This is a genomic window from Shewanella sp. BC20, assembly GCF_003129585.1.
Taxonomy (GTDB): Bacteria; Pseudomonadota; Gammaproteobacteria; order Enterobacterales; family Shewanellaceae; genus Shewanella; species Shewanella seohaensis.
Map to the genome: position 1 here is coordinate 1 of NZ_NHRI01000040.1, position 1,378 is coordinate 1,378.

2 rRNA genes are annotated in these 1,378 nt (G+C 43.3%); both read left to right on the forward strand.

Annotation, left to right across the window (positions count from 1 at the left end):
* The first annotated feature begins 136 nt into the window (after nucleotides 1-136).
* Nucleotides 137-252: ribosomal RNA gene (gene rrf, locus CBX96_RS21385) — 5S ribosomal RNA — on the forward strand.
* Between the two features lie 1,007 nt (nucleotides 253-1,259).
* Nucleotides 1,260-1,378: ribosomal RNA gene (locus tag CBX96_RS21390) — 16S ribosomal RNA — on the forward strand; the annotation flags it as partial.

A 1,378-nucleotide genomic window follows, 5' to 3' on the forward strand; every position in this document is an offset into this window, starting at 1 on the left:
AACCATACAACCCAGATGGGTTTTGCTAAGTGATCCTTAGACGAAATCAAACACTTAAGAAGTGCAACTCAATCCAGCTTTCCGAATTCATTTACTGCCTGCGTGAGATAAGACAGGTAAGTAAATACCAAATTTGCTTGGTGACAATAGCATTGTGGTCCCACCTGATCCCATCCCGAACTCAGAAGTGAAACGCAATCGCGCCGATGGTAGTGTGGGGTCTCCCCATGTGAGAGTAGGTCATCGCCAAACGCTAAATTAAGAAAGGCCACCTTGTTAGGTGGCCTTTTTGCTTTTCAAAATTCCTTTTACTACGCCCCTTTACAGCGTATTTAGTTCGTGGACCTCTGTGTGCACGAGTACACTTTCATTTCACGATTCATAATGATTTCAGCTTTGAATCATGCCCTAAAATTGCTCTTTCTCTTTGCCCAATGTCGCTATGTACTCTTGTCCTGTCTTATAGGAGCAAGCGCTAGCTTAGGGCTGCTCCTCCTCGATAGAGCCCGCTATTACAAGATGTGTAGCGTTCTATTTAATGCAATGCGAAGGGTTTAAGGTTTAAGAAGAGAATGTGTAACCCCATTGAACAGGGTTTTGTTGTAAACGACATAATTAGGCTGCTTTTTTATAGAAGTCATGTTTCGAAATTACAGTGTTATTTAAGGCATCGATGCTTTAACCCACTTTAAATAACCTTTACTGCAAGTGACCAACCACCCCAATTGCGGCCTACCACAATAGTTAAAAATTTCGGAATGTGGATAACTTTGGGAATAAGTGGTGGGTAGCTTGTGCCTAGTTTGGGTGTAAATAGCGATTTGAAAAATAATGCAAAAAACCTGAAAAAAGCCCTTGCGTAAAAAGTTCTGCTGCCTATAATGCGCATCCACTGACACGGCAGACAGCGAAAGCGAACGCAGTGACAGTCAGAATCGAATGCGAAATGTGCAGTTGATTCGAAAGCGCCAAGAAGTTTGTAAAAACGCCTTGACGCGACAAGGGAAATGCGTAGAATACGCAGCCCTGACCCGCTGAGCGGTAACGCGAAAGCAGAAGTCAAATGCTCTTTAACAATCTAAACAAGAAATCTGTGTGGACACTCACAGGCGTTGAGTTAATCGAAATTACTCTGCCGTTTGGCGAGTAATCAAAGAATTAAATCAATGAATGAGTGTTCATAGCAATATGTACAACGACTTATTAAGTTAAGTCGATTCAGAATTCATTGAGTCGAACCTTCGGGTTCAAAAAACTTTTAATTGAAGAGTTTGATCATGGCTCAGATTGAACGCTGGCGGCAGGCCTAACACATGCAAGTCGAGCGGCAGCACAAGGGAGTTTACTCCTGAGGTGGCGAGCGGCGGACGGGTGAGTA